The following is a 23,896-nucleotide window of genomic DNA, read 5'->3' as shown; positions in this document are numbered from 1 at the left end:
ATGGGCATTATCCGCGCATCACTCTATCAACTCTTTTTGTTGATTACCGTTATCCCCTACGCCTTTGCCTGCCTGATTATTGCGCCACTGCCCCTGGATATACGCTATCGCTTTACCACTGGCTGGCCACGTCTGGCTGTCTGGGGTGCGCGCACGATCCTGGGCATACGCTGGCAGACCAAGGGCTGGGAAAACCTGCCCGATGGCAAGGCCATCATCCTGTCCAAGCACCAGTCGGCCTGGGAAACGCTGTTCTTTCCTTCTTACATGCCGCGTCAGGTGTGCTTTGTGTACAAGCGTGAACTGCACAAAGTCCCTTTCTTTGGTTGGGGGCTGGCTTTGCTGCGCATGATTCCTATTGATCGTGCCAAGGGCCGGGATGCCTTTGAACAGGTCATCAAGATCGGGCAGCAGCGCATTGACGAAGGCCGCTGGCCCTTGTTGTTTCCCGAAGGCACCCGTACCGCCCCAGGCTCTACCGGCCGCTACAAGATGGGTGGCGCCTTGCTGGCCAGCCGTACTGGCACGCCCATTATTCCCGTAGCGCATAATGCGGGCGAATGCTGGCGTCGCAATGCCTTTATCAAGACGCCGGGCTTGGTTACTATCTCCTTTGGTCCTCCCATTGATCCTGCCGGGCTGACCCCTGAAGAAGTAAACCAACGCGTACAGACATGGATTGAAACCGAAATGCGCGTCTTGAATCCGGAACGCTATGACGGTCCCCCCACAACTGGCTCTGTTTCCTGACACAGCCTTTCCCCACCCGGCGAAGCGGCAAGAAAAGCCGCCCGCCGGTTCTGCTCTGCCCCCCAAAAGTGCCCTGACTGTCCGGCCCGAAAGCTTGCCGGAAGGTGTGCAATGGCAGCAGGTGGAGCTGGATGGCCACACCATTGGCTATCAGCTCAAACGCTCCCGCCGCCGGACTCTGGGGTTGACCATTAACGACAGTGGCCTGACCGTTGCCCTGCCCTCCTGGGTCAAGATCAGTCAGGCCGAGCAGGTGCTGCACAGCAAAAGCGCCTGGATACTGCGCAAGCTGCGCGAATACCAGCAGCGTCGTGAACAACTGGCCTTGCAAAGCCTGCAATGGGTCGATGGCGACACCCTGCCCTTTATGGGTCAGCCCATCCGCCTTAGCCTGAACCCGCAGATTCAGCAGGTACATTTCGACGGACGAGCCGGTCAGGTTCAACGAGGTCAACGCCTGTCCCTACCCCTACCCGTCGATGCCGAACCACAGCGTGTTCAGGAACTGACCCAGGCCTGGCTGCAAAAACAGGCCAAGCAGTGGTTTGAGCAGCGGCTGCAACATTATTTGAACCTGTCGGGCTTGAGTGCCAGCAAATTGCGACTGGCGGCCCCCGCCAAACGCTGGGGCTCCTGCAACAGTGACGGCATCATCATGCTGAACTGGCGCCTGATACACTTTCACCCATCCATCATTGATTACGTCGTCGCTCACGAGGTCGCGCATCTGCAAGAGATGAATCACGGCCCACGTTTCTGGGCCTTGGTCGAAACGCTCTACCCTGATTTTGTCAATGCGCGCAATCAGTTACGACAATATGATCCAGGCACCCTGCCCCTGCTTTAAGGCAGGTTGAACTCTAGGAGCTCTACCTTATGCGTATCCTGCACACCATGCTGCGTGTCGGCAATCTGGACCGTTCTCTGGCCTTTTACACCGAAGTGCTGGGCATGAAATTGCTGCGCCAGTCCGACTACCCGGACGGCCGCTTCACCCTGGCTTTTGTTGGCTATCAGGACGAGTCCGAAGCCGCCGTATTGGAGCTGACCCACAACTGGGACACCCCCTCCTACGATCTGGGCGACGGCTATGGCCACATTGCACTGGAAGTGCCTGATGCCTACAAAGCCTGTGAGGACATCAAGGCTCGTGGCGGCAAAGTCGTACGCGAAGCAGGCCCGATGAAGCACGGCACCACCGTGATCGCCTTTGTAGAAGATCCGGATGGCTACAAGATTGAACTGATCCAGGCCAAAGGGCGCGTGGATTAAAGCAAACAGAACCGGCCTTAATTGGCCGGTTTTTTTTGGCCCCTTATTTTCCAACCCAGCAAAAATAGGCCCGAATCGTGTTTTGCGACTATTTGTGCCGCCACCCTTACATACCGTAGCCGTTAAAACCCGCCTGTATTCTGCGACAATCTAGCTTGGCTTTTCCCTGCCCTGTTTACTGCCAACACTATGCTCAATACTCTTTGGCTGTTTTTCTTCCTGATTGCCGCCGTCAGCGGGTTTTACCAGTGGCTGGTCGGGGGAAATAGCGAAATTTTTGCACAAATGGTGCGCAGCCTGTTCGATATGGCCGCCCTGTCCGTGCAACTGATGCTGCTACTTTTTGGCACGCTCACCCTGTGGTTGGGTTTCTTGAAAATTGCCGAGAAGGCCGGGCTGATCGATATCCTGGCTCGCTGGCTGGGCCCACTATTTAGCCGCTTGATGCCGGGTGTGCCTTCCGGTCACCCTGCTCTGGGGCTGATCACGCTGAACTTCGCGGCCAATGGCCTGGGCCTGGACAACGCCGCCACGCCCATCGGCTTGCGGGCCATGAAATCGCTGCAAACGCTGAACCCGCATCCGGACACGGCCACCAACGCCCAGATCCTGTTTCTGGTGCTGAATGCCTCGTCCCTGACGCTGATCCCCATCAGCATCTTCATGTACCGAGCTCAGCAAGGTGCGCCCGATCCTACGATGGTGTTCCTGCCTATTTTGCTGGCCACCACCGCCTCTTCCCTGGCGGGCTTGCTCAGCGTTGCCCTGGTTCAGCGCCTGCGTTTATTTGATCCCGTTCTGATGCTGTGGTTTGGCGTTTTTGCGCTGATCCTGGGCTCTTTCATGGCCTTGCTGGCAACACTCAGTGCGGCAGCCATCCAGTCGCTGTCCTCTCTGATGGGCAACCTGACCTTGCTGTCCATCATCTGGCTTTTCCTGCTGATGGGCTGGCGACGCAAGATTCCTCTGTATGAGGCCTTTGTAGAAGGTGCTAAAGAAGGCTTTGGCGTCGCCAGGGATCTGTTGCCCTATCTGGTGGCCATGCTGTGCGCTGTGGGCGTGCTACGCAGCTCTGGCGCTCTGGATATCGTGCTGGACGTGATCCGCTGGCTGGTGAACCTGACCGGACTGGATACGCGTTTTATTGATGCCTTGCCTACAGCTCTGGTCAAACCCTTTTCAGCCGGTGCCGCTCGTGCCCTGTTGATTGAAACCATGCAGCATCACGGCGTGGACAGCTTCCCGGCCCTGCTGGGTGCGACCGTGCAGGGCAGCACAGAGACAACTTTCTATGTGCTGGCGGTCTACTTTGGTGCGGTCGGCATCCAACGTGCCCGCCACGCGGTTTCCTGCGCCTTGATTGCTGATCTGGCAGGCGTGCTGGCCTCGATTGCGGTTTGTTATTGGTTCTTTGGCTAGAAGTCAGGGCTCTGCATGAGGGCAGGAAACTCTGCCACTGCAGACTCAACCAGAAATGGCCGATCATTCCGTATGGCCTCAACGGTGTCCCTCATAAAAAAACACCCCAAAACGGAATCTATATCCTGTTTTGGGGTGTCGTTCATTATGGAGTTTTGTCTATCAGGCGGCTTGGATAACGCCCTTATCCATCAGGTGATCGGCCAGGGCAATGTACTGTGCCAGGGACAAATCAGCCGGACGGCTGGTAGGTGCAATTTCCAGCGCCTCCCAGTCGATATGAGCCGTCCAGTCACCCAGGCCACCGCGCAACATCTTGCGTTTTTGCGAGAAGGCCCGCGCCACAACCTGACTGAATACACGCGCATCACGCGCCTGGGGACGATCTGCCGCCAAAGGCACCATACGCACGACTGCCGACACAACACGCGGTGGTGGGTTGAATGCCTCGGGCGGCACTTCAAACAACTTCACCATGCGATAGCGCGACTGCAACATCACCGACAGGCGGCTGTAGTCTGAAGAGCCGGGTTTGGCGACCATGCGATCAATCACTTCGCGTTGCAGCATGAAGTGCTGATCCACCACGGCATCGGCATAGTCCAGCAAATGAAAGAGCAAGGGGCTGGAGATGTTGTACGGCAGATTACCCACAATACGCAGATTCGGGCCTAAAGCACCGAAGTCCACACTCAAGGCATCAGCCTCAATGATTTCCAGCTTGCTGGGCGAATAGTGATTACGCAGACGGGCAGCCAGATCACGGTCAATCTCGACCACACGCAAACGCTCCAGCGCCTGCGTCAGCGGTCGGGTCAGGGCCGAGAGGCCCGGACCAATTTCCACCATATTATCGACAGGCCGAGGGCCAATCGCACGGATGATCTGGTCGATGATGGCCTCATCTTCCAGAAAGTTCTGTCCAAAGCGCTTGCGCGCCTGATGCTGGGCCATACTTATCCTTAGCGACGGCGGGTGCTGGACTCGGGGTCCAAACGGTTATCAATGTAAGCGCGGCCGCGCAGGCTGTTCAGCCAATCTTCAAAGGCAGGCTCGGCACGCTGCTGGAACAGAGCCTGACGGGCCTGCATGCGCTTGTACTCACCTTCCATATTGCGGGTACGGCGCTCGATCACCTGGATCAGGTGCCAGCCAAACTGGGACTCCACCACGGCGGTATCGTTGCCGGGTTGCAGCTTGTCCATGGCTTGCTCAAACGGAGGCACAGTCTCGCCAGGCGAGAGCCAACCCAAATCACCACCTTGTGGTGCGCTGCTGTCTTCCGAGTAACGCTTGGCCAGATCCTGGAAGGACTCGCCATTGCGCAAACGCACTTGCAGTTGCTCAATGCGCTGACGAGCCTGCTCGGAAGTCATAACCTTGGACAGCTTGACCAGAATATGGCGAGCATGAGTCTGGGTCACCATCATGGGACCGGACTGCGCCGATGCCGCACTGGGCACAGGCGAAGTATTGCCAGGCGCAGCACCGCCTCGCTCCAGCACCTTCAGAATATGGAAACCTTGACCACTGCGAATCAGGTCGGAAACCTGGCCGGGGGCCAGGTTATGGACAGCTTGTGCAAATAAGTCAGGCCAGTCGGACAAGGAACGAGTTCCCAACGCACCACCGCTCAGGGCCTCTTGACCATCCGAGTTGGAGGCAGCCAAACCGGCAAAGTCTGCGCCGGAACGAACCTGGGCCAGCAGGCCCTCTGCTTTGGTCCGCAAACGCGCTTCTTCGCCGGAGTTCGCGCCTTCAGGCACTCGCACCAGGATCTGCGCCAGACTGACAGGTGCATTTTGCGCCTGTGCCGCCGATTGCCCCAAATTGCCCAAACCTGCGCCACCTTGAGAGCGCAGGTAAATATCAATGTCGGCGTCCGTAATATTGATGCTGCTGTCGACCGCACGCATGCGCAACTGATCCAGCAGGATTTCCTGCTTCAGATTGGCACGGTACTGCTCCCAGCTAATGCCATTCTTTTCAATCTCGGCTCGCAACTGGGCTTCGGTCATATTGTTGCGCGAAGCAATCATGCGCACACCTTCATCCACTTGCTGTGGACCGACTGAAATCCCCATGGCGCGAGCTTCCTGCTGCTCCAGGCGCTCATTGATCAGCCGTTGCAAAACCTGTTTGCGCAAGATGTCATGATCAGGAGCAGGAATTTTCTGCTGCTTTAACTGTTCCAGCACCTGTGCGGCTTCCAGATCAACCTGACGCAGGGTAATCACCTCGTCATTGACCACGGCAGCAATGCCATCCACAAACTGGGAGGAAGCAGCGGGTGCCGCCTTGGCTGCAGCGGGCTTGGACTGCGCCTGAGCCATTTGAGCCGTGCCCAGCCCCATGACGGCCATCAAAGCCAATGACAGGGTACGGTTTTTCAAGCTGAAACGCATATTATTCATACCTCTCATGAATCATTTTTTCCTGTACGGGATTGGTGACGGGTTCATAGCCAATCACACGGTCACGCAGCATTTTGATAGGGTCGTTGCCAATTCCGCCCAAACCGGATAGCTCCAGCTGGAAGAACAGGGCCTTATTGGTTTCCCTGGCCGAAACCGCATAGCGTTGCATCACCACACGAGCCGCCCAACAACAGTCGCCTTTATACTCCAGCCCCAGCACCGTTTGCGTGCCACGGCTTTCCTGGATGGAATAATCGTAACGTCCCACAGCGTACACCTTGTTGCTCAACGGCCATTGGCCCGTCATGGAGACGTATTCCTTGCCACGATGATCTTCATCAGTCGGCGTGAAGTTGGGGTCAACGACTTGACGGGGGTCACGCTCATAACGATAGTTCACACCCAGTGTTGCCAGGCGTTTAGGACGCCAACGAATACCGGAGGCCAGACGGTTGCGGCGTTTTTCGTCTGGATTGAACTGCGCATCGAAGTTGACCGAGAACGTATTGGTCAAAGCCGCACTGGCACCGACCAGATAGTCTGAGCGGGTGCTGGTACGCGCTTTTTCAGCGCCCAGTGTTACGGTTTGCTTATCAAAATACAAGCGCTGAGCAGCCTGCAGAACCAGACGCTCATAGCCCGTGTCAGCATCCAGCCAGCGGGACGTCAGGCCGACGGTGACCTGGTTTGCATTGGAGATACGGTCCCAACCACCGGAGAAAATGTTTTCACTGAAAGCCTGGGCAAAGTTGAAACTGGCCAGACTGGTGTCGTACAAGGGCAGCGAGGATTGGTCGCGATAAGGCACGTACAGATAGTAAACACGCGGCTCCAGGGTTTGAATGGAGTCGTTGCCAAACAAGGTGGTGTCACGCTCGAAGGTCATGCCGGTATCCAGGGACAGGATAGGCAAAACACGACTTTGCGTACGGGCCCGGTCCGCGAAACGCGCCATATTAGGATCACCCACATACCAGTCTGTCTGGTACTGGCTCATGTGCAGGCCCGCTTTGGGCGTGATGTACCAGCCTGGGCGAACGATAGGATAAGCCACCGTTGTGTAGGACGAGAAACGCGTACCATCTGGAGCCAGACGGGTACTGCGCATGCTGTCAAATTCGCTTAGATTGCCACTGTAAAACGGCAAACGGAAACGGGTTGCGTAGTTATCGCTGACTACATCAAAGCCACCCCAGTTATAACGGGATGCACCCAAATACCACTCAGGCAATTTGTCGTACTGTGGCTGACGATATCCAGTAGAAGAATCCTGCAGGGTCTGATACCGCGTCGCACTGACGTGAGAGCGGAAATACTTGGAACCACCCCAACCCAGAGTCACCGTGCTGGCCAGATCCTGAATGGTGGAATCGTTCAATCCAAAACTGCTGAAGTCACGGAAATAATCATCATCCGAGACACGGCGGATATCCGCATTCAAATAGAAACTGGCAGGCAGGCTCTGGCGATATTGCCCCATGAACAACCAGCGTTTATAACCCAGCTCCTTGTCATCAGGCAGATAGTTACCGGTCAACTCCCCGGAGAAGCTGTCACCCAGATAACGGAATTCCCCCCCCAACATGGCGCCGCGTTTAGCCATGAAGCGGGGCGTCAGGGTGGCATCGTAATTAGGGGCCAGATTCAGGTAATACGGCACGCTCAGGTCTATGCCACCCCGCGTCGTCATGCCGTAAGTAGGCAAAAGGAAACCGGACTTGCGCTCTTTACGGAGCGGAAAGGTCAGGTAGGGAGAATACAACAGGGGCATACCCTTGAAGTACAAGACGCCATTACGCGCCACCCCTTCGTTTTCCTTGGAATACAGATCAACCTTGGGCGACTGGATATACCAGGCAGGCTCAGGACATGGACAACCCGAGTAATTCACATCGGATAGCCGCATATGGTTGGAACTGAGAATATCAGCCTGCGTCGCGGTACCGCTACCGCCGGTGGCCCCCAGCCAGAACTCCGGGGACGACATGCGCCCTGTATCCGCGTCCAGGTTGTAATCAAACTCCGGGCTGCGCACCAGGGCCCCATCACGCATGATCAGGCCGTTGCCACGTACTTCCACCTGGCCGGTTTTTTCCTGATAGTCGATCCGGTCGCCTTTGACGACAGAATCAATGCGCCGGACCTGGGCACCGCCTTCCAGACGCAAGGTACCATCTTCCAGTGTTTTCATCTGGTCGCCTATCAGATAGACGGCCATATCCTCTTCCTGGAGCTTGCGCACTTGCAAACCGGGGGACGTCTTTAAAGACGGACGCACGGACGACTGAGCCTGGGCGACCCCCATGCCTGTCATCATCAACACGATATACCACGCCGCAACTCGCACTAAGACTGCGCCTCCAGTTGTGTCCTGCATTTATGTCCTGCATTTGTTCCACCAGAGACGAAAAACCCTGGCGACCCGGTATTATAGTTAAGCCTGCCGTTTAGCGGCACTGCTAAACACTAATCCGTTACGATCTTCTGCTTCCCTTTATTTATGTCTGCTTCTATTTCTGCCGCTACCGACCCTCGTTTGCAGCAAGCAATTACCTGGCTGAACACCCTGAAGTCCCGGTTTGGACTGGATCTGGACAGCCTGCAAGCGGCCTCCAGCGACGCCAGCTTTCGTCGTTACTTTCGCCTGCAAGCCCTGGACCGAACCGTCGTTTTGATGGATGCGCCTCCGGCCACGGAAGACTGCAAGCCCTTTGTGCACGTTACCGAACTGCTGGCACCGACGGGCATCCACGTGCCCGAAATCCTGGCAGCAGACACTGAACAAGGCTTTTTGCTGCTCAGCGATCTGGGTCAGGACAATTTCCAGACCGCACTGAAAACCCCCATGCCGCAAAGCGAGCTGGACAAACTGTACCGCAGTACGCTGTTGACCTTGGTGAAATTGCAACAAGCCGACACCACGGGTTTGCCTCCCTACAACGAACAGCGTTTGCTGGAAGAACTACAGGTGTTCCCCGAGTGGTACATCCAAAAACATCGCCAGTTTGAACTAAGCGAAAAAGATCAGGAGATGTTGCGCAAAACCTTTGCCGAGCTGGTTCAGGCCAATGTGCAAAGCGCTACTGTACTCGTGCACCGGGATTTCCACAGCCCTAATTTGATGATGCCCCTGCCCGGCCAAAGCGAGCCCGGTGTTATCGACTACCAGGACGCCCTGGCTGGCCCCATCACCTATGACATTGCCTCCCTGGTGATGGACGCGCGTGTTACCTGGACGGAAGAGCAACAACTGGACTGGGCAATTCGCTACTGGCAAGCCGCCATGGAAGCCGGCCTGGATGTGCCTGCCGACTTTGCCGTGTTCCACCAGCAATACGAATGGATGGGCCTGCAACGCAATCTGCGCATTCTGGGTGTGTTTGCCCGCCTCTCTCTGCGTGACGGCAAACATCATTATCTGGACCATATGCCCCGCCTGCTGGGCTATGTACATCAGGTGGCCAGCCGCTACGAGTGCTTTAACGGTTTGCTGCGCCTGCTGAACCGCCTGGAAGGTCGCCAAACTGTTTTGGGCATGACGGTCTGATGCGCGCCATGATTCTGGCGGCCGGTCGAGGCGAGCGCATGCGCCCCTTGACCGACACCTGCCCCAAACCCCTGATTCCGGCAGGTGGTCGGCCTCTCATCGTCTGGCACTTGCGCGCGCTGGCTAAAGCCGGCTTTCGAGAAGTCATCATCAACCACGCCTGGCTGGGTGAGCAGATTGAATCCACTCTGGGTGATGGCAGCCAATGGGGCCTGCGCCTGGGCTACTCGCCTGAATCATCTGCCCTGGAAACGGCCGGTGGCATTGCCAAGGCACTGGATTTTTTCCAGGACCAGCCTTTCCTGTTAATGAATGGCGATATCTGGTCCGATTGGGATCCTGCCCAAGCCTTTGCCATGGCCGAACGTTTGCAAGCTGGCCCGGAGCAGGCCTGGTTGATCCTGACCCCCAACCCGCCCCACCACCCCGAAGGCGACTTTGGCATGCAAGAAGGACAATTGCACCTATGCGCCAAAACCCTTGCGGGTGCCCGCAGCGCCACCTTGAGCGGCATAGGGGTCTACAAACCCGAACTCTTTGCCCATCTGCCCAAAGATCAGCCTGCCAAAGCCGCCCCCCTGCTGCATGCCGCCATCGAGCGCCGGCAGGTGCTGGGCAGTCTGCATGAAGGTTTCTGGATGGATGTCGGTACCCCCGAACGATTAGCCCAGTTAAACCAACACTTGGAATCGTTAGCACCCTCACAGTAAACTGATATTTTCCAGGCTAGCTGGCAGACGTTTCCAAGCACAACAAAGGGCAACAAAGCCAGCCATCCCGCCTCCATAGCCCCAATGACGTCTATGCTAATGGGTTTTGTAATCGGGACTTGATTTGCTTTGAGTCCCTTGTCTGACAGGAACGTCTGTTCTCATGCTTGGTTCCTCCAAACGCACCGTATTCAAACCCACCGCCTACGGCTCCAGCCGTCGAAAACGCCGTATTCCACGCTGGTTTGTCCTGCTTTTGACAGGTATTACCCTAGGTGCTGGTGGCCTGCTGTTCTTGCAAAAAAGTTATGGCCCTACGCGCCTGACCGTGGAGCAGTCGGAACAACTGCACTATGACCTCAACAGCGCCAACGCTGACAAGCAACGCCTGCAGGCTCAGTTGAACCAGACCAGTCGCGAACTTGAAGATGTCAGCCAGAAGGAAGACAAGCTGGGCAAACAGACCAGCGATCTGCAAGCCATGGTCACCAAGCTGGAAAAGGATATCGCGCTATTTGCCGATGCCATGCCTCCTGACCCACGCGGCACCTCCCCGGGCATTCGCGCTGCCGAGTTCTCGGTTACGGACGGCCAACTGAACCACTTTGTGCTGCTGATGCAGGACAAGGGCAAAGACGCCGAATTCACCGGCACCATGGAGTTGGTTGCTGCTGGCCGCTACAGCAATGGTCGCAGCGGCAATGTGGACCTGCCCAGCCAGCCTGTCAGCGTCGGCCGTTATGCCTACATCAATGGCTCTGTAGAATTGCCAGCCGGCTTTACGCCCCGTCAGGTCACGATCCGCATCAAGCCGGATGGTGCGAACCGCGTCGTTGCCACGCGCACCATCTACGTGACGCCTTCCCGATAAGCACGAGCCTGTCACGCACAGGCTGGTAGTCACAAGAAAGCCCTTCAGGCCCTTGGCTTCATCGCCAAAATCCTGAAGGGCTTTTTTATAGCCGACGATCCAGCCAGACTCTTAAGCCACGTGCTGCAAAAAGTCTTTCAAACGTTGGCTAGGTGGATTACTCAGCAACTCCGCAGGTGGGCCATCGTGTGCCACCCTGCCCTGATCAATAAAGATCAGGCGGCTCCCCACGCGACGCGCAAAATCCATCTCATGTGTCACCACCACCATGGTCATGCCCTCTTCCGCCAGCAACTGCATGACCTTGAGCACTTCCTGACGCAGTTCCGGGTCCAGTGCGGAGGTAGGCTCATCAAACAGCATCAGCTTGGGTTTGATCGCCAAGGCACGAGCAATGGCGACCCGCTGCTGCTGGCCACCGGACAGCTCGTTAGGATAATGATTCATACGCTCGGCCAGGCCGACCTTGGCCAGCAACTCCGTCGCTTCCTCGCGTGCCTGAGAGCGGCTGGTGCCACGCGTATGGATGGGCCCGAACATGACGTTTTCCAACGCGCTCATCTGCGGAAACAGATTGAACTGCTGGAACACCATCCCTGCTTCCCGGCGCAAGTCGCGCACCTGAGCGGGCGTACCATTGACGCTCAAACCATTGACCACGATATCGCCAGCCTGAATGTCTTCCAGCTTGTTGATGCAGCGCAGGAAGGTGGATTTTCCCGACCCGGACGGGCCAACCACCACAACCACTTCGCCTTTATCAATATTCAGACTGATATCGTCGAGCACGATATTGTCGCCAAAGCGCTTGGTTACCTTCTTGAACTCGACAATACTCATACAATCCTCATGCGATGTTCAATAAACTTCAGAGTCAGGGCAATCAGGCTGGTCAGGATCAGGTAGATCACCGCCACCGCTCCCCAAATCTCCACCGAACGGAAGTTGTTCGCAATAATTTCCTGGCCCTGACGAGTCAGCTCAGCAACCCCAATCACAATAAATAGCGAAGAATCCTTCAAGCTGATGATGCACTGGTTACCCATGGCGGGAATCATGCGGCGAAACGCCACCGGTCCAATAATGTGGCGCAAGATCTTGTGAAATGGCAGGCCCATGGCCTCTCCGGCCTCTTTCAGGCCCTTGGGCACAGATTGCAAGGCACCACGCACAATCTCGGAAATATAGGCCCCGGAGTTGATCATCAAGGTAAAGATCGCCGCGGTCAGCCCGTCAATTCGGATACTGGCCAGCATGGGCAGTGCGAAGTAGATGAACATCACCTGCACCACGATAGGCGTGCCGCGTATGAACAGCACGTAAAGCTGGCACAGGAAAGAGAGCACATACAACAGATAGCGTCTGAAAAAGCCCAATAGCGACAGAGCGATCAGCGCCTGTATGGAGCTCCAGATCCAGGCTGGCACAAAGCTCAGCCAATTGCTCATCAGCCAGGACAGGCCCTTGAGCGCAAAGCCCAGTGCAAACACGCCCAACACGAACAAGGCGGCTCGGCGCCAGGTGACCGGTACCCGAATATAGGTGGTAATCACCCCGGTCAGAAAACCCAATATAGCGCCACCCACCAACCCCAAAAGGGTAATGAGCAGCGTCATTTTTGTACCTTCCAGCAGGCTGGGTAAAGCCCCCCAGATAGCGTCCCATTCAAAAGTCACAGTGCTACCTTTGTCTTTGAATAAACGCCCACAACAGAGCGTCAAAAAATAAAAGCGGTGATCCCGTTACGACACGCGATCACCGCTTGGCATGCGCTTGGCTTTACGCCTGTTTATTCAGGCTGTTTACCAAACCATTTCTGGTAGATTTTGTCGTAGGTGCCATCAGCACGAATATCTTTCAAAGCCTGATTCACGACCGGAACCAGTTCGCTGTCCTTGGGAAAGGCAATACCGTAGAAGTCACCACTTTTCACGGCACCAGTGACCTTCACACGATCCTTACCGCCAGTCTGGGCGTAGTACTGCACGTTAGGCGTATCGTGCACCACCGCGTCCACACGGCCAGTTGCCAGCTCCAGGAAGGCATTGTCGATATTGGGGAACAGCTTGAGCTTGGCAGTAGGAACCGAGCGCTGCATGAAGTCCACCGTGGCGGTGCCGATCTTCACCGCCACAGTCTTGCCTTCCAGATCGGAGGCAGTCTTGATGGCCGAGTTATCGGTGTTGACCAGAATGGCCAGACCGCTTTCGTAGTAAGGATCGGAGAAATCGATCACTTGCTTGCGGTCATCACGAATGGTGATCCCGGCCAGCGCAGCATCCAGATTGCGAGTTTGCAGGCCCGGAATAATGCCGTTGAAGTCCATGGGCTGGAAGCGGTAATTCAGATTGGCCTTCTTGGCGACCGCATCCCACAGGTCGATGTCAAAACCGGTGTATTTACCGTTTTGCTTGAACTCAAAAGGCACAAACGCCGTATCGGTTGCGACCACCAGCTCTTTGCCTTGTTGTGCCAGAGCCTGCCCAGCGGGCAAAGCCAAAGCCAAGGCCAAACCGGCCATCAGGGTTTTCATTTTCTTATTGAACATCCGTTACTCCTCTGTAGGGACTGACCAAAAACCAGCCAGTTCGATGTTTTACCCAAGTCAGCGCAGGCTCATGACCTGCCCCAGCGTTGATCTATCCTACCCGAAGCAGCACAACTGTTTGTATTTAATAGTTTTAAAAAAAGAAAAACCTCGGGAAATCCCGAGGTTTTTTCATACAGCGAGTCGTATCAACACTCAAATTCAGAACGCAGGAACAATAGAACCTTTGTACTTGTCAGCGATGAATTTCTTCACGTCTTCGCTATGCAGAGCCTGGATCAGCTTGGCCACGCGTGGGTCATCCTTGGACTTGGCAGCTACAGCGATCAAGTTGGCGTAAGGGGAGTCTGCACCTTCGATAGCCAAAGCATCCTTGGTGGGGTTCAGACCGGCTTCCAGCGCGTAGTTGGTGTTGATCAGGGCGATATCCACATCAGCCAGAACGCGAGGCAAGGTAGCGGCTTCCAGCTCCTTGAACTTCAGCTTCTTGGGGTTCTGGTCCACATCACGCGAGGTTGCCAGAATGTTGGAGGGATCTTTCAGAGTCAGAACACCGGCTTTTTGCAGCAGCAGCAAGGCACGGGCACCGTTGGAAGGATCGTTAGGGATCGCCACCAGCGCGCCTTCTTTCAGCTCATCCAGGCTCTTGATCTTGGTGGAGTAAGCACCGAAGGGCTCAACGTGAACCACAGCCACCGACACCAGATCGGTTTTGTGTTCTTTGTTGAACGTATCCAGGTAAGGTTTGTGCTGGAAGAAGTTGGCATCGATATGGCCGTCAGCCACTTGCTGGTTGGGCTGCACATAATCGGTGAACACCTTGATATCCAGGTTCACACCTTCCTTGGCCAAAGCAGGCTTCACAAACTCCAGCAGCTCGGCATGCGGCACGGGGGTAGCAGCAACCGACAGGGTCTCGGCAGCTTGGGCCACACTGGCCAGCAGAGCCGACACGGACAAGGCCAGAACGGGAACAAATTTCTTCAAAGACATGAGCGACTCCAGTTTCAGAAAGGCAAGACTATGACGATAGCTGCCAGGACTTATTTTCGGCTCAAGCGAGCCACCATGGCGTCTCCAAACACCTGCAGGAGTTGCACCAGCACCACCAGGATAGTCACGGTCACCACCATGACATCCGTTTGATATCGTTGATAACCAAAGCGCAAGGCCAGGTCACCCAGGCCACCGCCGCCGATCACACCGGACATGGCCGAATACCCCACCAGGGCAATGGCGGTCACAATCAGGGCCGCCACTATGCCAGTCGTCGCCTCAGGCAGCAAAGCCAGCAAGACGGTCTGACGGGAGTTCGCTCCCATGGCACGGCAGGCCTCATTCACACCGGGGTCCAGTTCACGCAGGACGTTTTCCACCAAACGGGCAAAAAACGGCGCGGCGCTCAGGACCAAGGGTGGAATAGCACCCTGCACGCCCAACGACGTACCGGCCAGAATGCGCGTCAAAGGAATAATGACGATCAGGAGAATCAGGAACGGCACGGACCGCAAGATATTCACGATCAGGGACAAGCTCTGGTAGATCCAGGCATTGTCCAGCATCTGCTTGCGGCTGGTCAGAAACAGCAGCACGCCTAATGGCAAACCAATAATTGCGGTAAAGCCCAGCGAAATACCCGTCATCAACAAGGTATCAATCGTGGCTTCACCAATCAGCGCCCAATCCAGGTTGCTAAAGTTCATGGTCGCAATACCTCAAATTGGACATTCAATTCAGTCAGCAAGGCATCCAGCCCTGCTTTAGCCTGCGCATCGCCTTCCACGGCCACGACCAGTTGTCCGTAAGGCTCGGTCTTGATGCGGCCAATGGCCCCCTGCAAGATGCTGACATTCAGCCCCAGCTGGCTGGTAATGCGGCTGATCAAAGGCTCCGTTGTCGCCACACCGCGCACGCTCAAGCGCAGGACACTACCGGGCACACCTTCTGCCAAGGCATGCCAGTCGTCAGCGTTCACGCCGCTTTCACTGAGCAAGGACTGCGTAGTGGGATGATGCGGGTGCAGAAACACATCCAGCACTTCACCACACTCCACGATCTTGCCGGCATCAATCACGGCAACCCGATCACAGACAGAGCGAATCACGTCCATGCCGTGCGTAATCAGGACAATCGTCAGCCCCAATTCCTGATTGATCTCACGCAGCAAACGCAAGATCGACTGGGTGGTTTCTGGATCCAGCGCCGAGGTCGCTTCGTCGCACAGCAAAAGCTGCGGCCGATTGGCCAGGGCACGGGCAATACCGACGCGCTGCTGTTGTCCACCCGATAACTGACGGGGATACTTATTGGCATGGTCCTTCAAGCCCACCAGCTCCAGCACTTCCAGAGCGCGAGCGTGACGTTGGGCGCGATCCACCCCTGCCAGGCGCAGAGGAAAACAGACATTATCCAGAACCGTGCGGGAATGGAGCAGATTGAAATGCTGGAACACCATACCCACGCCCTGTCGGAACGCGCGCAACTGCGCACCCGAAAAGCGTGTGATGTCCTGATCCTGTACCCAGACCTGACCTGAACTGGGTTGCTCAAGCAGATTGAGCATGCGGATCAGCGTACTTTTCCCAGCACCCGAGCGACCAATAATACCGAAGACCTCTCCTTGGTGAATCTGCAAGGAAACGTCGTTCAAAGCATGAACGGTCTTGCCTGCCAGGGAATAGGTTTTTGAGATGTGTTCAAGACGAATCAAGATGAACTCAGCCTAGTTAGTCAGTCGAGTTATAAAAGCCTGAGCTGTAAGCGAAATTTACCATAAAGCAAATTTGACTATGACCAGATAGATATAACCCAAGGAAATATTGAAACCATACTGAGGGCTGCACTGTATAGCAAGATTTCCGACCGGCCAATGCGCGGATGTGACCTTGGCTGTGCAAGGCAAGCGCCCAAAGAAAAAGGCCGCTAAGAGCGGCCTTGTTTCTACGTTTCAGTTTAGTGGTGGGTCGTGCGCGACTCGAACGCGCGACCAACGGATTAAAAGTCCGCTGCTCTACCGACTGAGCTAACGACCCCCTACTGAAAGATGAAATTATGGCCTGATTCGAAGGAGCCGTCAAGCACTAAATGCAAAATAATTGGGAAAAAGGCGTTTTTCTTTAAAAAACCTGAAAACAGCGTCTTGCTAAGGCCCCGCCCCTGACCTTTTCCCTGTTTCAGAAACAAAATCGGAACATCTATCCAGGAGCATTTACTGCTGAAAATAGAAAATGCCTCCCGAGACTGAGGTCAGACCCCAATGCCGGGAGGCATTCAAAGACGATCAGGCTCGTCTGGCGCTTAACGGGCACGAGAAATACGAACCTCGGCACCACGGCGTTTAACCTCCAGCCCTTCGGACGGCAGGATCTTCAATCCTTCCAGACCCTTGATGTAGCTCGAACCCTGCATCTGCATGACGCGAATCTTGTTGCGCATCACAACCGGGCTGTGCTCGGGCATGCCAAACATCCAGACCTCATCCAGCAAACGAGCCGAGTTGAACTCGGATGTATGCTTGACCACCGGTCCCAGGCACAGCATATGGCCTTCGCGGCCAAAGACCGGCAAGCGGTCCAGACCCACAGTCATTTTCAGGATGGTGCCGCCTTCATAGCGCCAGCCCGTGCTCAGATCCCACCAGGCATCGCCTTCAGGCAGGTAGACCTCGATATCCTGGCCGGGCTGCAAGACAGGAGCCACCAGCAAGGCAGGACCCAACAAATACTGGGTATCCCACAAGCGAGCCTGGGCATCTGCCGGGAAACTTTGAGCCATGGAGCGCTGTACCGGCAAGCCTGTACGCACGGCGTCTTCAATAATGCCCAATACATAAGGCACCAGACGGAAACGCCACTCCAGCCAATGAGCAACCTGAGCCTGGGTTTCTTCGTCAAACGCATCAGGACGCAAGGCAGGAATACCTTGCAGACTGAAGTTTGCCGAGAAAACCGACATGGCCAACCAACGCAGATACAGTTCTGGCGTCATTTCGCTAGTCGATGCTGATGCATTGCCCCAGCCATGAATCTGAATAGGCACGCCGCTATTACCCGTAGCCAGGGCCGACTTCAGGGATTGCGTCAGACCTGCCCAGGTGTTTTCCACCTGCGGGCCCAACTGCCAGGCAAAGCGCTGGGAAGATGGGCTCAAGTCACGGCTGGCAACCACGCCTTCTTGCGGTGTCTTGTGACCGGCAACAGCATCAAACAGGGCCTGACGTGCCAGCACAGGGTAAATCGCACGCAACAGGGCGCCCGACTCGCCACCACGGCTGGTGATGGCATCCGGAATATCAAAGCGGGCATTGCACAGCACGGCACCCAGACCATCGTCGACCATCTGACGCTGGCGCTCGGTCCACATGCGGAACACGTCTTTGTGGGTCAGGTCCAGCAAACCGTAGTCGCGTCCACCGCTTAGCTCATCGCCAGGGAAGACATAGGCGCAGCCGTCGTCATCATTGATAAGCAACCAACCGCGATCTTCCCACTCTTCGAACAAGCTGGTGCCCGCCAGTACGCAAGGACGAGTCCAGGCGGCCAGCTGCAACTGATCATTCTGCAAGGCAGAGAAAGCGTCGCGAGGGTCAGCCATGCGGGCGGCATCCCACTCCAGCGTAGGCTTGTCCTGCTGAAAATCGTAAGGCTCCGGTGGCGGCAAGACGGCCACATCCAGCGCAATACCCCGCTCGCGGCACTGATTGGCCAGCTCACGCAAGGACGTTACATCCTGCGCCTGAGCGCCATCCAGCCACAAGCCCATAGGCGTGACACCGGGCTGACCGGCACGACCCGTCAAGGCCGAGTACTGATTGATGATTTCGCTGGGATCACCCAGGAACAGGAAGAAATCCAGTTCGGCAGCGTGTACACGAGCGCGGTACGCATCCAGGTCTTGCTGACCCAGATCATGTTCAACCCGCTCGAAGGTATTGATGTATAAACCCCAGCCTTGGGTGCTCCAGAGCAAAGGCAGGCTGCGGTCGTCCGGACGATCGGTATCAACCGTTTCCTCGCGGCGGTCCAGTTCGCCCAGGGTTTCGCCCAAACCATACAGGGCGTCTTCCTCGGCCAGGGCCAGAACCAGCTGCCAGCAACTATTGGGCTCCTGCTCGAGCATCAATGGCTGACCGCCACTGCTCAAGAGCAGTTGCTCGCCACGCCGGACCTCAAAGCGCCACGGATTGGCCTGAATGTGCAGGGCAAGCTCGCCCTGCTCAATCCGCCAGCCCGAATCGGCTGCTTCCAGTTGAAATTCGCTGACCGCCTCATGGCGGGCCAGCAGCATATCGCCCAAAGCTTTGGCACGGGTACTGAGCTTTTCATTATCGAGCCGGGTAGCCGGCATACAGCGGAAACGAAAAACACCCGGCGCATGAGCTTCGATGCGCAGCGCAAAATCGGTTTCGACAAAAGCGAAATCGGCCTGGGCCGGTTTCGTCGTCAACAAACTCAGATGATTAAACAATTGTGTCACGTCGTCAGAGTGGAGCGAACGGCACGATGCTGATCGCAGGGTCACGCTCAAGATTACTTAACAAGGCCACTATTTTGACGTATTTGCGCTACAAAGGAAAATGTTGCTTCACATTTCGCCGAAATAATTCGAAAAAAGGGCCTTAGCGAGGTATTAAGGCTTGCTCCAAACGCCGCTCCAAAGGAATGGGTTCCTCCAGACAATAAGCGGCAAACAAACTGGCTGCCAGCAGGCTCCAACTCAAACCACGTGAGCCGTAAGCCGCAGCCATAAACAAACCGGGCAGGCCCGGCACAAAACCCATCACGGGCAAATGATCACTTAAAGCACAGCGCCAACCGGCCCATCCTTGTGCAGGTGTTGCCACCGTCATAGCGGGATTGGCCAGCATGACAGAAACTTTTTCTATATTTTGCTGATGGCCCTGGCGGCTGACCTGGGCAGATTCACCAAAACGTTCGTAGGTGCTGCCGATAACTTGCCCCTGCGGGTCTACAGGCAGGATATAGCCCTGACCACTTAAAGTCACTTCACCACGAGTCAAAGCCTGGTCGGCAGGCAAGTATGTCACCTGCCCGGCCAGACGTTGCATGGCCGCCAACCGTGGTAGAGGATGCTGGGCTAAGAACTCGTCGGGCAGCAAACTCAGGCTTTGGGCTGCCGCGGCTATCACTACACGATTGCTGCTTTCCAGGCGCTCCCCCTGCTGATTGCAGATATCCCACACCCCCGGCTCCTGGCCGGCTCGCAAGGACACCTGCTCTGGCAGACATTGAATCAAGGGGTGATCCAGCAGATGAGCCACCAGTGCACCGGGATTCACTACCATGCCTTGCGGAAAATACAGGCCACCGCCTTGCAGCGGCACCCCAGCCAAGGCCGAGCCCTGCTCACGATCCAGCCATTGCACCCAATCCTGGTCCAAGGCCAAACGCTCCAGCGCCTGCTGAATTTCGGCATCACTATTGCCCGCCTGCCCAAACACCAAGGTTCCGACTCGACGCGGGCGAGCCGCTTCCGGCAAGTCTTTCCAGCCCTGCCAGGCATGCAGAACAGCATTACGGCTCAAGCGGGCCAAGGGGGCATCATCCAGGGCGAACACGGGGGAGATGGCAGCCAGACGGTGACCTTGATGCGTCGCATCCAGGCCCTGGCTCAGTGCCGGATCACAAACCAGAACGGGCACACCTTTGCGGGCCAACTCCCAGGCACAGGTCGCCCCCGCCAAACCGGCACCAATCACTACCGCCCGCCCTTGCTGTAGTGGCAAATTGCTGCGTCGTCCCAGGTGGGGACGCAAGCGAGCGCGAATGGTGCACCACTTCCCCCCGGCACCGGGGACTTTTTCCACTTCAAAACCTACCGAGGCCAGATCACGTCGCACCTGCCCGGCACAGCACCAGGAAGCCGCTGTCGCCCCCGGCGCAGCCAGACGCACCAGTTGCCCCAGGACCGACCGCGACCACATGGAAGGATTGCCACGGGGCGCAAAGCCATCCAGGTAAAACGCGTCCGCATGGCAGTGCAACTCGCGCATCATGGTTTCGGCTTGCCCAAAGGCCAAGGTCAGTGTGACTTGTCCCCTATCCAGCTCCAGCCTGTGTATGCCCGGCACCAGTATGGGCCAGGCTGCCAGCAGTTCCTGGGCTTGGGTCTGCAACTCCTCGGGCAAGCGGGCGTACAGAATCGCCAAATCTGAATGGCGGAAAGGATGAGCCTCAACCGACACGAAATGCAGCCGCTGGCTGCGCTCCGGGTCCTGACGCCAGGCCTGCCAGGTAGCCAGAAAGCTGGCCCCCAGTCCAAAGCCGGTTTCACAAATCGTAAATTGGGATCGCCCCCGCCAACGCTCGGGCAGACCATTACCGTGCAGAAACACCCGTCGTGCCTGCCCCAAAGGGCCATCTGCCGGGTGATAGCTATCCTGATACACCGCGCTGACAGGCACGCCACGCTCATTGAATTCCAGAACAGCCGGGACCAGGGGCTCAAACGCAGAGGCAGCCATTAATTTTCTTGCCCATAACAACACTCACACACGCTCTAACCCCTTAAACTGGCCTTAATCAAACTGACACCAACAAACACGTACAATGAAAAGTCTCAGCTTCAGACTTTTCTTTTTTAAAACCGGATTGCCATGCCATTGTCACGTTTACCGCTCAGCGCCTGCCTGGACGCTGCTGTTACCGCAGCCCATGCCGCCGCCGCTATTTTACAAGCCTATGCGTCGGACCGTAGCTCTCTGGTGATCAGTAACAAAATGCACAACGATCTGGTGTCGCAAGCCGATCATGAAGCCGAGCAGGCCTGCATCAGTGTGCTGATGGAGCGCACCCCGGACATTGATATCGTGGCCGAGGAAAGCGGCGGCGTGAATACAGGCCGTCCCACCTGGTATATCGACCCGCTGGATGGCACGACCAACTTCCTGCACGGCATTCCTCACTATGCCGTCTCAGTTGCCCTGATTGCCCCGGCCGGCACGCAAATGGATAACGGCGTTCTGACCCAGGACACGCCGGTCATTGCCGTGGTCTACGACCCCAATCGCGAAGAGCTGTTTACCGCCATGTACGGTGTGGGCGCCTGGTTGAATGGCAGCCGTATTCAGACATCCTCATCGAAAAAACTGGCGGACTCGGTCCTGGCCACAGGCTTTCCTTTCCGCGACTTCTCTTTTTCCGACCAATACATGCCCAGCCTGAACGCCTCCATTACAGGCAGCCGTGGTGTGCGCCGCATGGGTGCCGCCGCACTGGACCTGGCCTGGGTGGCTTGTGGGCGTTACGACGGTTACTGGGAAATGGGCCTGGCCCCTTGGGACGTTGCCGCTGGCACCTTGCTGGTGCGTGAAGCCAAGGGTGTGTGTCAGGACCTGTATCAGGAAGAGCCCTGGCCCGTCAGCGGTCACGTCTACGCAGGCAATGCCCACATTGCCGATGAGTTGCTGGGCATGGTGCGTCCGTCGCTGACACAGCGTCCGACCAAACCCAAGCCTTAACGCCTTATTCGGGGCCAGTTGCCAAACCTCCTGCTCTGATCTTCATCGCCCGATAAAAAAGCGAGCCATTTAAAAACGGCTCGCTTTTTTCATACAGATCAGGTTGCAGGCCAGGTTTAGCAATTTGCTAAATAGTCGCCCCGTCCTCCAAACCTCCAAATCAAGCCTGCGCTTCAGGCTTGGCTTGCTCATCCCGCAGGACGCGGCGCAAGATCTTGCCCACATTGCTCTTGGGCAGTTCATCACGGAACTCAATAATGCGGGGACGCTTGTACGCCGTCAGACGCTCTTTGCACCATTGCTTGATATCGGCTTCAGTCAAGGACGGATTACGTTTGACCACGAACAGCTTGATGCTTTCACCACTGTGCTCGCTGGGCACCCCCACCGCCGCCACTTCCAGCACATCAGGATGCGCCGCCACCACGTCTTCAATTTCATTCGGATAGACGTTGAAGCCCGACACCAGAATCATGTCTTTCTTGCGATCCACTAGACGAATACGTCCCTGCTGATCCATGACACCGATATCACCTGTCTTCAAGAAACCATTAGGCGTAAAGACATTGGCGGTTTCCTCCGGCTGGTTCCAGTAAGCCGACATAACCTGCGGCCCTTTGACGGCCAGCTCGCCTTGTTCGCCCATGGCAACCGGTTGCCCCTGTTCGTCCAGCAAGAGCACATCGGTTGAAGGCAAGGGAAATCCAATCGTGCCACTGTAATCGCGTGAATCCGTCGAGTTCACCGCCACCACCGGGGAGGTTTCCGACAGACCATAGCCTTCAATCAAAGGGCAGCCCGTCACAGCCAGCCAACGCTCGGCCACGGCTTTTTGCAAGGCGGCACCACCGGCCAGACACAGTTTGAGCTGCGCAAACGGCAAGGTACGGAATTTTTCGTGATTCGCCAGCGCATTGAACAAGGTATTCACCGCTGGAACGACTTCAGGCGGATTGCGTTTCCAGGCCTTGTAAACCGAATTGAGATCGCGCGGATTCATCACCAGCACCATATGCATACCTGCATACATGGCAAACAGACCGCAAACCGTCAGCGCAAAGATGTGATACAGCGGCAAGGCCACCATCATGGTGTAAGCCGGACCTTTAAAGTCGCCCAAAGCGGGAAAGCCCACGGCCTCCACCTGCAAGACGTTTGCCATCAAATTGCGCTGGCTCAACATGGCGCCTTTAGGGCGGCCCGTTGTACCGCCCGTGTATTGCAACAGCGCCAAATCATCCGGTTTGGCGGGCTGACGGCTCAGGCTCAATTTGCTGCCCTGCTCCAGCACGGCCTTCAGACTGTGCGAACCCGGCAAAGAATAAGACGGCACCATGCGTTTCAAATAACGCACGGCGAAATTCACCACGCTGCCCTTGAGCCCCATCAGATCACCCACGGTACTCAACACCACGTGGGCAGGCTTCACATTGTCAGGAACTTGCTGCAGCACATGCGCAAAGGTTTCCAGAATCACAATGACCTGAGCCTGGCTATCGGCCAGTTGGAACTCCAGTTCGCGTTCGGTGTATTGCGGGTTGGTATTGACGCCCACCATGCCCGCCCGCATGGTGCCCAGCAAGCAAATCAGGAAGGGCAAACCATTGGGCAGCATCAACATCACACGGCTGCCACGCTCCAGCCCCTGTGCCTGTAACCAAGCCGCGAAGGCATCCGCGCTGCGGTCCAGATGTTCATAGGAAATGTCATGCCCCATAAAGGTCAGCGCAGTCCTGTCCTTATGCTTTTTCATGGCGGCATCCAGACAATCGATCAAGGTCTGCTCGGCGCCTAACTGAATCTCATGGGGCACGGAGGCCGGATAATGCTCGAGCCAAGGTTTTTGCTGAGTATCCAAGGGCTTGTCACCTAATACGTGTTTA

General features: G+C 56.4%; 20 protein-coding genes and 1 tRNA gene. 8 read left to right on the top strand and 13 right to left on the bottom strand.

Annotation, left to right across the window (positions count from 1 at the left end):
- From WFM49_RS07845 to WFM49_RS07830, 4 genes are all read left to right on the top strand, one after another.
- The gene (locus tag WFM49_RS07845; protein ID WP_009454973.1) at positions 1 to 750 is read left to right on the top strand and encodes a lysophospholipid acyltransferase family protein; all 750 of its coding nucleotides are present in this window, start codon (positions 1 to 3) and stop codon (positions 748 to 750) included.
- Positions 716 to 1,597, top strand: coding sequence for a M48 family metallopeptidase (locus WFM49_RS07840; RefSeq protein ID WP_336972692.1), 882 nt, complete (start codon positions 716 to 718; stop codon positions 1,595 to 1,597). The genes WFM49_RS07845 and WFM49_RS07840 overlap by 35 nt, the downstream gene beginning before the upstream one ends.
- A gap of 29 nt (positions 1,598 to 1,626) precedes the next feature.
- On the top strand, positions 1,627 to 2,022 hold the full coding sequence (gloA, locus tag WFM49_RS07835) for a lactoylglutathione lyase (protein WP_035271035.1): 396 nt from the start codon (positions 1,627 to 1,629) through the stop codon (positions 2,020 to 2,022).
- 189 nt (positions 2,023 to 2,211) lie between these two features.
- A complete protein-coding gene (locus WFM49_RS07830; RefSeq protein ID WP_336972690.1) occupies positions 2,212 to 3,441 on the top strand; it encodes a nucleoside recognition domain-containing protein in 1,230 nt (409 codons plus the stop codon).
- Positions 3,442 to 3,603: 162 nt separating this feature from the next.
- Here the strand turns inward: WFM49_RS07830 and rsmA are convergent, their stop codons facing one another.
- The 3 genes from rsmA to WFM49_RS07815 are packed head-to-tail and all read right to left on the bottom strand — an operon-like array spanning position 3,604 to position 8,235.
- Positions 3,604 to 4,395 carry a 16S rRNA (adenine(1518)-N(6)/adenine(1519)-N(6))-dimethyltransferase RsmA gene (rsmA, locus tag WFM49_RS07825; protein ID WP_336972688.1) on the bottom strand — a complete coding sequence of 264 codons (792 nt, stop codon included), beginning with the start codon at positions 4,393 to 4,395 and terminating at the stop codon, positions 3,604 to 3,606.
- Between the two features lie 8 nt (positions 4,396 to 4,403).
- Positions 4,404 to 5,855 (bottom strand): peptidylprolyl isomerase, encoded by a 1,452-nt coding sequence (locus tag WFM49_RS07820; RefSeq protein WP_336972923.1) that lies wholly within the window; start codon positions 5,853 to 5,855, stop codon positions 4,404 to 4,406.
- Complete coding sequence (locus WFM49_RS07815; RefSeq protein WP_250756770.1) at positions 5,848 to 8,235, bottom strand: LPS-assembly protein LptD; 2,388 nt, start codon at positions 8,233 to 8,235, stop codon at positions 5,848 to 5,850. Before WFM49_RS07815 ends, WFM49_RS07820 begins: the two co-directional genes overlap by 8 nt.
- A 123-nt stretch (positions 8,236 to 8,358) precedes the next feature.
- Here WFM49_RS07815 and WFM49_RS07810 point away from each other — a divergent pair, with 123 nt between their 5' ends.
- The 3 genes from WFM49_RS07810 (at position 8,359) to WFM49_RS07800 (ending at position 10,986) form a co-directional block, all read left to right on the top strand.
- Entirely contained in the window at positions 8,359 to 9,405 is a 1,047-nt protein-coding gene (locus WFM49_RS07810) for an aminoglycoside phosphotransferase family protein (RefSeq protein ID WP_250756769.1), read from the top strand.
- Positions 9,405 to 10,115: an N-acetylmuramate alpha-1-phosphate uridylyltransferase MurU gene (murU, locus tag WFM49_RS07805; RefSeq protein WP_324577913.1), complete on the top strand. Its 711-nt coding sequence runs from the start codon at positions 9,405 to 9,407 to the stop codon at positions 10,113 to 10,115. Before WFM49_RS07810 ends, murU begins: the two co-directional genes overlap by 1 nt.
- A gap of 163 nt (positions 10,116 to 10,278) precedes the next feature.
- On the top strand, positions 10,279 to 10,986 hold the full coding sequence (locus WFM49_RS07800) for a hypothetical protein (RefSeq protein ID WP_250756767.1): 708 nt from the start codon (positions 10,279 to 10,281) through the stop codon (positions 10,984 to 10,986).
- A gap of 111 nt (positions 10,987 to 11,097) precedes the next feature.
- On the opposite strand, the gene glnQ is transcribed toward WFM49_RS07800, so the two are convergent.
- The 9 genes from glnQ to mnmC all read right to left on the bottom strand — a co-directional run bounded on the left by glnQ (position 11,098) and on the right by mnmC (position 21,017).
- Positions 11,098 to 11,826, bottom strand: coding sequence for a glutamine ABC transporter ATP-binding protein GlnQ (gene glnQ, locus WFM49_RS07795; protein ID WP_009454997.1), 729 nt, complete (start codon positions 11,824 to 11,826; stop codon positions 11,098 to 11,100).
- A complete protein-coding gene (locus tag WFM49_RS07790; protein ID WP_226348914.1) occupies positions 11,823 to 12,662 on the bottom strand; it encodes an ABC transporter permease subunit in 840 nt (279 codons plus the stop codon). Before WFM49_RS07790 ends, glnQ begins: the two co-directional genes overlap by 4 nt.
- A gap of 113 nt (positions 12,663 to 12,775) precedes the next feature.
- Positions 12,776 to 13,507 carry a glutamine ABC transporter substrate-binding protein GlnH gene (gene glnH / locus WFM49_RS07785; protein WP_373568170.1) on the bottom strand — a complete coding sequence of 244 codons (732 nt, stop codon included), beginning with the start codon at positions 13,505 to 13,507 and terminating at the stop codon, positions 12,776 to 12,778.
- A 228-nt stretch (positions 13,508 to 13,735) separates the two neighbouring features.
- Positions 13,736 to 14,527 carry a MetQ/NlpA family ABC transporter substrate-binding protein gene (locus tag WFM49_RS07780; protein ID WP_009455007.1) on the bottom strand — a complete coding sequence of 264 codons (792 nt, stop codon included), beginning with the start codon at positions 14,525 to 14,527 and terminating at the stop codon, positions 13,736 to 13,738.
- A 50-nt stretch (positions 14,528 to 14,577) separates the two neighbouring features.
- Positions 14,578 to 15,237, bottom strand: coding sequence for a methionine ABC transporter permease (locus tag WFM49_RS07775; protein WP_022983463.1), 660 nt, complete (start codon positions 15,235 to 15,237; stop codon positions 14,578 to 14,580).
- A complete protein-coding gene (locus WFM49_RS07770; RefSeq protein WP_254499693.1) occupies positions 15,234 to 16,244 on the bottom strand; it encodes a methionine ABC transporter ATP-binding protein in 1,011 nt (336 codons plus the stop codon). Before WFM49_RS07770 ends, WFM49_RS07775 begins: the two co-directional genes overlap by 4 nt.
- 246 nt (positions 16,245 to 16,490) lie before the next feature.
- Positions 16,491 to 16,566 (bottom strand) — tRNA-Lys (locus tag WFM49_RS07765).
- A gap of 265 nt (positions 16,567 to 16,831) precedes the next feature.
- Positions 16,832 to 19,000 carry a glycoside hydrolase family 31 protein gene (locus WFM49_RS07760; protein ID WP_336972678.1) on the bottom strand — a complete coding sequence of 723 codons (2,169 nt, stop codon included), beginning with the start codon at positions 18,998 to 19,000 and terminating at the stop codon, positions 16,832 to 16,834.
- A gap of 151 nt (positions 19,001 to 19,151) precedes the next feature.
- Positions 19,152 to 21,017, bottom strand: a complete 1,866-nt coding sequence (gene mnmC / locus WFM49_RS07755; protein ID WP_336972676.1) for an FAD-dependent 5-carboxymethylaminomethyl-2-thiouridine(34) oxidoreductase MnmC — start codon at positions 21,015 to 21,017, stop codon at positions 19,152 to 19,154.
- Positions 21,018 to 21,149: 132 nt separating this feature from the next.
- On the opposite strand from mnmC, the gene WFM49_RS07750 reads away from it, so the two are divergent.
- Entirely contained in the window at positions 21,150 to 22,013 is an 864-nt protein-coding gene (locus WFM49_RS07750; protein ID WP_009455018.1) for an inositol monophosphatase family protein, read from the top strand.
- Positions 22,014 to 22,173: 160 nt separating this feature from the next.
- Here the strand turns inward: WFM49_RS07750 and WFM49_RS07745 are convergent, their stop codons facing one another.
- Positions 22,174 to 23,871, bottom strand: a complete 1,698-nt coding sequence (locus WFM49_RS07745; RefSeq protein WP_009455026.1) for a long-chain-fatty-acid--CoA ligase — start codon at positions 23,869 to 23,871, stop codon at positions 22,174 to 22,176.
- Positions 23,872 to 23,896 lie beyond the last annotated feature (25 nt).

Source organism: Alcaligenes sp. PF14 (genome assembly GCF_037150615.1).
Taxonomy (GTDB): domain Bacteria; phylum Pseudomonadota; class Gammaproteobacteria; order Burkholderiales; family Burkholderiaceae_B; genus Alcaligenes; species Alcaligenes phenolicus.
The sequence above is the reverse complement of the archived record's forward strand: the minus strand, read 5'-3'. Positions and strand labels throughout refer to the sequence as shown.